Raw genomic sequence first — 7,725 nt, forward strand, 5'->3', positions numbered from 1 at the left:
CAGGATTGTTCTATATAACTGTTTTTTTGTAGTAGTAGCACTTTATACTTATAAACCTAAACAAGATTTGCTAGTATGCCGCTTGAGCTTAAATATAGTTCTGATTTCTACCGCATTGAGGAAGATACTAGCAGAAGCCTGCTGCAAACGGAGTGGCTTAGGCCAGTGCAAATGCACGAAATGGTAACGGGTGGTACGATGCTGTATGAAGTGCTGTCACAAACTGGCGCTACCTTGGTCGTTGCCGATGCATCGAAGCTAACGAACCTCTCAACGGAGACAAAAGAATGGATGTCATCTAAATTTTATGAACTCCTTTCAAAAACACAGCTTAAAAAGTTAGCAAGGGTTGTTCCCGAAGCTTTGTTTTCAAGGTTGGCATTGGAATCTGTGGTGACCAGAGCAGAGGCAATTGGTGTCACTAAATTTAATGTCTGTAATTTTACAGATCCTCAAAAGGCCCTTGATTGGCTCTTTAAGTAGCTGTATCCTATTTGTTGATATTTTAGATTATTTGTCTTTTTTTCAACGGTAGTTATCCTCCTTTTTTTAATTTACCTGTACGACAATTTGCTCGTGTAATCACTAACGATACGTAGCGCCCTGGAGCAGTTAGTTTACCTCAAAAAGGATATTAAAAGGCCTTTTAAGCTAACTAATATTACTTTAGTTCTGCTAAGCGGAATTTCACCAAAAAGACCCGCTTTTTAATTTTTAAGAGTGGGTCTTTTTGGTGAAAACAATATTAACCATTAGTGGAGGGCTAGGGGTGGGTGAAGCGAAATTTAGTTCACATACTTATAGCACTTGCCTAAAAAATCAGATAGCCCATACCACTCATTGGCAAGAATAATTTTCCTAAAGGGATATACCCTCTACTTTAACTTTCTCCTCTATTACCCTATGATATTCCTTTTAGTGTCTTTTATAAATTTAATAGCGATTGTAGATAAGAATAAAGTACTGCTGCCACCTAGCATTATGCATGAGCATATCGCGCGCAAAAAATGATACTATCGATAAAGAAATTTTTTTGATGCAGTATGGGGTGTATTAATTGTCTGAAAAACAGGGCTTTATTTGAGCCGCTTCTAAGTTTATATTGACCTTTACTATAAACTTTCTGGACTATATAAAGGAAGTGAGCTTAATATATATTAAATTGGTTTTATCTTCCGCTGCCTGTCTGGTATAAAGTAAACCTGAAGTAGAGGTAAAGACTCAAGGTAGAATAGCAGCTTGAATATGAATATCCAACTCTAAGGGAGCAAATGGAGTGTCTTGTAGAGTATACATGTAGACAGAGGTCATTGCTGCGATAGAGGAACATTAGCCCGAAAACAAACTTATAGCAGGCCGTCGGGAAACCGTGCTCCTGCTACTTATTGTATGAAAACGAATAACATTTCTGCACTTAAGGCTTCTCTGAGCCTGATCCTGTTGCTTTTTTTGGGGAACTGCTTTGCTGGCACCAAGCACTTTGTTGCCACTGCTGATACCACTGACCTCAAGCTAAAATGCACTTATAGGTTAACCTACCAACCTGATTCTACAGACAGCAGGAGCCTTTTAACGGAAGATATGCTGCTGTATATAGGTGATAGCTTTTCTGAATTTCAGAGCTTGAATAATTCTTTGTTGGATTCGGTAGTTGTTGATCTTGAACAAAAGGGAGGTATGGAGTACCTTCAGAAAAATGGTATTGATGCTTCAGTTCTGCCTAAAACTAAATTCAAATATAAAATCTATAAGAACTATCCTAAAGGGGAAATAACGGTGGTTGATAAAATCCTGACTGAAAAGTATAGATACGCCGAACCGAAAAACCTCTTTGATTGGAAGATAAGTCCGGAGAAGGCGACCATAGCAGGCTACAACTGCCAGAAAGCAACCACTGAATTTGGCGGAAGGAAGTATGAGGCATGGTTCACCAGCGAATTACCCATCAGCGAAGGGCCATATAAATTCAATGGCTTACCTGGCCTTATAGTGAAGGTAAATGACATGGAAAAGCATTACACGTTTGAGCTGATCAGTCTGAAGCAACCTAAAGAAGCTGCCAAGGTTATTTTCCCAAGTGACCGACTCATTACCACCACCAAAATAGAGTTTAACAAAGGCCTGAAAGACTTTAATGATAACATGGTGGCCAGGTTAGGGTTGAATGCTTCGGAAGAAGTTAACAGAAGAGCTAAGGAAAGGGCAAAGAAGCGCAATAACCCTATTGAGTTAGCTGAATAAGCAATCCGATAGAAGTTGCAGCATGCAGGATAAAGATAAGCTACAAAGTATAAACTGTTTCATTCGTGTGTGCTGATGGAAATGCTTATTAGTGTTGTAAGATGTAATTAACAAAGGATGTTGGAGAATACCTGGGGACTAAAATATGCTCTGCCGTTTATCCTGCTTTTGTTTGCTTATACTTTGCAGGCGCAGACCAACATAACCGGAACAGTAGCAGATACTAAAGGGAAGGCGCTTGAGGGAATAGCGGTGACAGTAGTAGCTAGAGACAGTAACACCACGCTTGCATATGCCATCTCTGGTGCTGACGGTGCTTTTTCTGCGGCATTAAGCTCCTCGCTCGATTCCTTGAAATTAGTTGCCCGTGCGTTGAGCTATGGCGAGCAGGTGTTTGTTGTTCCCAACAAAAGCCAACGTATAGATTTCCGGCTGCAGCCACAGCAAATAACGCTAAAGGAGGTGTCGGTTAGAGCCAATCCCATTACCAGAAGCAACGATACTATAAGCTATTCCGTGGCGGCCTTTACCGATAAGAAAGACAGAGCGATTGCCGATGTACTGAAAAAGCTGCCAGGCATTGAAGTAGAAAACAGTGGCAGGATTCTTTACGAAGGTAAACCTATTCAGAAATTCTACATCGAAGGCCTTGATCTGCTGGAGGGAAAGTATAACCTAGCCAGTAACAACCTGCCTGCCGGAGCGGTAACGTCTGTGCAGGTGCTGGAAAACCATCAGCCGGTCCGTGTGCTGGATAGCTTGGTTGCTTCCTACAGCACTTCTTTAAATATCAAGCTTAAAAATAAAGTGACCACTACAGGGGCCGCAGATGTAGGGGCTGGGTCAGGCCATTCTCCCGTTCTCTGGCGTGCAAATCTCACGCCGATGCTATTTACCCAGAAGCAACAAATGCTTATCTCTTACCAGGCTAATAATTCAGGAGACGATGTGGCGGCTGACTTAAAAACACTGACCGTGGACGAACTACAGGATCAGGCTGAAAGCAGCACCAGCAAACAGAATTTGCTTCGCATTCAGGAAATGTCTCCTCCGCAGTTTTCAAGCAATCGGTACCTATTCAATAATGCTCATCTTGCCAGTGCTAACTACCTCCTGAAGCTTAAGCGGGATGTGCAGCTGCGTGTGAATGCCTCATACCTTCATGATTCTCAAAAGCAGGAGGGAGAGACGCAAAGTATCTTTTACTTTCCAAACGATACAGTCCGCTTGTTTGAGACGAAAGACAACAGCCTTTTTTTCAATTCGGCACAGGCTAACTTCACTTTGCTGAAAAACACAAAGAGTAATTACCTGGAAAACAACCTGAAGCTGAGTGCCTACCGCGATTCGCAAAGAGGTCTTATTGGTACAGCCGGGCGTACAGTAGCACAGCACCTGCATAATCCATACTATACTTTATCAAACAAGTTCGAAGCTATTCAGCCTGTTGGACGACAATTAGTATCATTTTCATCTACGGTGGCCTACAACAGTACACCGCAGCGCCTTCAGGTGAGCCCGGGCCAATTTGAAGAGCTTTTGAATAAGGGCGCAACCTATGACGAACTGGAGCAGCAAGTAGATTTAAGCTCCTTTTATACGCATCAGGCTGTCAGCATTACCAAAGGTATAAAACAATGGACGTTTACGCCGCAATTTGGATTTCAGGTGCAAAACCAGAAGCTGGAGTCAGAGTTGGTAAAAGTACAGCACCAGGACGAGACAGCGCAGGAAAGGCTTTTCCAGAACAACCTGGATTGGGAGAGCCGTAAATATTATGGGCAGCTGGATGTAAGGTATAAAGCGAAGTATTGGGAGATGACCGCTAAACTTCCGCTCGGCCTCCAAAGTTTTGAGTTTCAAGATAAGCCCCTAAACAGAAAACACGAAGTAAACAGGCTTATTACAGAGCCGCACCTATCCCTAAAGTATGATGTTACACCACTTTGGCGTGCCAGGGCATCGGTACAGGTTGCCAACCAGTTTGGAAATATTGAGCAGATGAATTATGCTTATATTCTTAGAGATTACCGCCATCTACAACTAAATAATTCCCCTCTACAGGAAAGGCTACTGCAGCGTTATACATTAGGTCTTTCTTATAAAAATGCTCTAACATCTTTTTTCTCTAACCTAAGCTATTCGTTCAGCACCACCGAAAGCAACTTAATCTATCAAAACAACCTGCAGCAAAACGGTGCTTTAGTTGTTACTGCACTGGATTTTACCAGCACAGCCCTAAGCCATACTATAGGACTGCAAACCAGTAAATATTTCAGTGAACTGCAAACAACGCTAGCTGTAGGCACCAATCTATACCTCGATGAAAGAGAGCAGATATTAAATCAGGGATTAGCGAAAGTTCAGAACCAGAACCTGGCGTTTCATTTGAAAACAAATACAAGTATAACAGAGTGGCTAGGGGTAGATTACACATCTACAATCTCAACCCTTAAGAATATTGTTGAAGCTGGCGCGTCAAGACGTGCTACGCAGCAAGAGCATCATTTAAGTGCAAATATATACCCTGCGGATAGGCATTATATAGGTCTGACAACAGAACTTTACCACAACGACTTCTCAAAGCAAAATCCTTCTTCCTTCTTTGGGGACCTGCTTTATAGGTATACCTTTGAAAGAAAGAAGTTGGATATGGAGTTAAAGTGGGTGAATATTTCCAATGTGTCTGCCTATACTTATAGCTATAACGATGCCTTCACGTTTGTGCAAAGTACATACCGGCTGCGTCCTTCTCAGCTACTGCTATCTTTCAGGTTTTCATTATAGCAGTCAACTAGATAAAGTGTGAGCCGCAGTTCCTGACCAATTATGTAAGGAGGCAAGCTACGGGAGTATGGCAGTGCCTTTACTTTACTTTACTGTTTTACCTTAACCCTTGTCTCTGGCAGCACTTCATGGGTTCGGTATAGCCATGTTTGTAGATAATTTCAAGTATAAATTTATACTTGAAAAATAGATGTTGGATGGGTGCTTAATAATTCTGCTCTAGTTCTGGTAGCAGCATTGGTGCCAGCTTATCGTTCCTCTTGATGGCTTCTTTTGCCCAAAATTTAGCCTCTTCAATGTTGCCTTTTGCCTCATATACTACTGCTAAGTTATAAGCAGCTCTGGCTGCATCTTTCTTATGGCTTCCTTCCGCCAGCGGCAGCAGCAGGCTTATAGCTTTATCCCATTCTTTTGTAGCCATGCTGTAGGCAGCTTGTTGCAATTTTTTTGAGGAATAATAGGAGCGTGCAAAAGTTCTGGGTTGTGGAGATAAGCGCAGCCAATAGTCGTTTCCGGTCAGCCAGGCCAAATCATTCACATCGGGTCCAGCGTTGGCCATTGATGGGCCAATAGCAAGCAATCCACTAAATACAGGTCGCGACTGATAATGCTTGCTTTGTTCCAGCGTGATTTTATCCAGCACTGCTCCGGTACTGTCATGGAGAGACCAGCTTGATCTGGCTATGAGCGTGTAGTGGGCTGTTTTAGAAACATCTCCATTTTCCTCCTCATATCTTTCCGTTTCCTGGTCCAGAAACGTGGTAAAATGATCCAGGGAAAGCAGCAGGTGATAAGGGTGCCTTGCATGTAGCTCTCTTACCTGATTTGCTGTTAATGGCTCTTCGGTTGTAGTTACTCTGTAATTGCTTGTGTCAGCATAAACAAGCTCATACGTTTCGTCTTGCTGAATAGCATCAACCGCGCCGTAAAATGCTTCTTGGGCACCAGCCGCAAAAACAGCAATTTTCTTTTCCTTATTAAATGAAAGCAGCTCCGGGTTATACCTGTTTAGCACTACTACCTTCCATTGTTCGTTAGTTATACTTACCTCGGCAGGTTTTAGAGAGTCTATAAATAATTGCGATGTACAGGCAGTCTGTACTAGTAAGCAGTATAATACGAAAGCGATGATTCTCTTGCTCATATACTTTGAAGATGCTAAAAAAATGCACAGGTTGCACAGTTGCTCTAAAAAAAAGCCCCAACTCTACAGCTGGGGCTTCCTGAATTTTTTTGATCTTAACTGTTTCTACTCAATAGAGCTGAAGTCAAAATCTTCCAGATATTTAGTTGTGAAATCTCCTTCTTTGAAGCCTTTGTCATCCATCAGCTTCAGGTGGAATGGTACAGTAGTCTTGATGCCTTCAATCACAAATTCACTCAAAGCGCGCTTCATTTTCACCAAAGCCTCTTCACGCGTTTGCGCTGTAACAATCAGCTTCGCGATCATAGAGTCGTAATTTGGCGGAATGGTATAGCCTGAGTAAACGTGAGAATCTACTCGAACACCGTGGCCACCAGGTGTGTGTAGCGTAGTGATTTTACCTGGGCTAGGGCGGAAGCCGTTCTTCGGATCTTCCGCATTTATACGGCACTCGATGGCGTGCATCTTAGGGTAGTAGTTTTTGCCGGAAATCTTATGGCCTGCCGCTACCTTAATTTGCTCCTTGATCAAGTCGTAATCAATTACTTCTTCTGTAATCGGGTGCTCCACCTGGATACGCGTGTTCATCTCCATAAAGTAGAAGTCACGGTTTTTGTCCACCAGGAACTCAATAGTACCTACACCTTCGTAGTTAATGGCAGAAGCACCGGCAATAGCTGCCTGACCCATTTTCTCGCGTAGTTCATCTGTAATAAACGGAGAAGGAGTTTCTTCTACCAGTTTCTGATGACGTCGCTGAATAGAGCAGTCACGTTCAGATAAGTGTGCTACCTGACCGTGCTGGTCGCCGATTAACTGAATCTCGATGTGACGCGGCTCTACTACGAATTTCTCGAGGTAAATACCATCATTGCCAAAAGCTGCTTTCGCTTCTGTACGAGCATCGTTCCAGGCCTTTTCAAACTCAGAATCGTTGTTTACAATGCGCATACCACGGCCACCACCACCGGCTGTCGCTTTAAGTATAATCGGGTATTTAATTTTGTTGGCAATCTTCAAGCCTTCTTCCACAGACTTCAAAAGTCCGTCGGAACCAGGAATGGTAGGAACACCGGCTTTTTTCATGGTATCCTTGGCAGATGCCTTGTCACCCATCTGGTTGATCATCTCCGGAGAAGCACCGATGAATTTAATACCGTTTTCTGCACAGATACGGGAGAATTCAGCGTTTTCTGACAAAAAGCCGTAGCCCGGGTGAATAGCATCAGCATTAGTGATTTCTGCTGCCGCGATTATATTCGGAATTTTCAGGTAAGACTGTGCGCTCGGGGGAGGGCCAATACATACAGCCTCGTCAGCAAAGCGTACGTGTAAGCTCTCTTTATCGGCAGTAGAGTATACGGCTACCGTTTTGATACCCATCTCTTTACATGTGCGGATAATGCGTAACGCAATTTCGCCGCGGTTGGCGATCAATATCTTTTTAAACATGCTTTTCAAATTAGAAATTAGGAATTCAAAATTAGAAATGTCAGTGGAGCAGATGCACAGCATCTTCTTTTCTCCACGGTTGATTTATAATTTTAGATTTC

The 7,725-nt window shown here is 42.8% G+C and carries 5 protein-coding genes; 3 read left to right on the forward strand and 2 right to left on the reverse strand.

Annotation, left to right across the window (positions count from 1 at the left end):
* Positions 1-75 precede the first annotated feature (75 nt).
* From ACFQ2O_RS18160 to ACFQ2O_RS18170, 3 genes are all read left to right on the forward strand, one after another.
* The gene (locus tag ACFQ2O_RS18160) at positions 76-483 is read left to right on the forward strand and encodes a hypothetical protein (RefSeq protein ID WP_377531194.1); all 408 of its coding nucleotides are present in this window, start codon (positions 76-78) and stop codon (positions 481-483) included.
* Between the two features lie 906 nt (positions 484-1,389).
* Positions 1,390-2,241 carry a GLPGLI family protein gene (locus ACFQ2O_RS18165; protein ID WP_377531198.1) on the forward strand — a complete coding sequence of 284 codons (852 nt, stop codon included), beginning with the start codon at positions 1,390-1,392 and terminating at the stop codon, positions 2,239-2,241.
* Positions 2,242-2,358: 117 nt separating this feature from the next.
* Complete coding sequence (locus ACFQ2O_RS18170; RefSeq protein ID WP_377531201.1) at positions 2,359-5,028, forward strand: carboxypeptidase regulatory-like domain-containing protein; 2,670 nt, start codon at positions 2,359-2,361, stop codon at positions 5,026-5,028.
* A 205-nt stretch (positions 5,029-5,233) separates the two neighbouring features.
* On the opposite strand, the gene ACFQ2O_RS18175 is transcribed toward ACFQ2O_RS18170, so the two are convergent.
* Both ACFQ2O_RS18175 and accC read right to left on the reverse strand, forming a co-directional pair.
* Entirely contained in the window at positions 5,234-6,172 is a 939-nt protein-coding gene (locus tag ACFQ2O_RS18175) for a DUF6340 family protein (RefSeq protein ID WP_377531203.1), read from the reverse strand.
* A 105-nt stretch (positions 6,173-6,277) separates the two neighbouring features.
* The gene (gene accC, locus ACFQ2O_RS18180; protein ID WP_377531206.1) at positions 6,278-7,624 is read right to left on the reverse strand and encodes an acetyl-CoA carboxylase biotin carboxylase subunit; all 1,347 of its coding nucleotides are present in this window, start codon (positions 7,622-7,624) and stop codon (positions 6,278-6,280) included.
* Positions 7,625-7,725: the final 101 nt, after the last annotated feature.

It is taken from the genome of Pontibacter rugosus (genome assembly GCF_042678745.1).
Lineage (GTDB): Bacteria > Bacteroidota > Bacteroidia > Cytophagales > Hymenobacteraceae > Pontibacter > Pontibacter rugosus.

Bases quoted from the DNA above. Each gene is read 5' to 3' on its own strand.
- ACFQ2O_RS18160 (WP_377531194.1), top strand. From the start codon at position 76: ATGCCGCTTGAGCTTAAATATAGTTCTGATTTCTACCGCATTGAGGAA.
- ACFQ2O_RS18165 (WP_377531198.1), top strand. From the start codon at position 1,390: ATGAAAACGAATAACATTTCTGCACTTAAGGCTTCTCTGAGCCTGATC.
- ACFQ2O_RS18170 (WP_377531201.1), top strand. From the start codon at position 2,359: ATGTTGGAGAATACCTGGGGACTAAAATATGCTCTGCCGTTTATCCTG.
- ACFQ2O_RS18175 (WP_377531203.1), bottom strand. From the start codon at position 6,172: ATGAGCAAGAGAATCATCGCTTTCGTATTATACTGCTTACTAGTACAG.
- accC (WP_377531206.1), bottom strand. From the start codon at position 7,624: ATGTTTAAAAAGATATTGATCGCCAACCGCGGCGAAATTGCGTTACGC.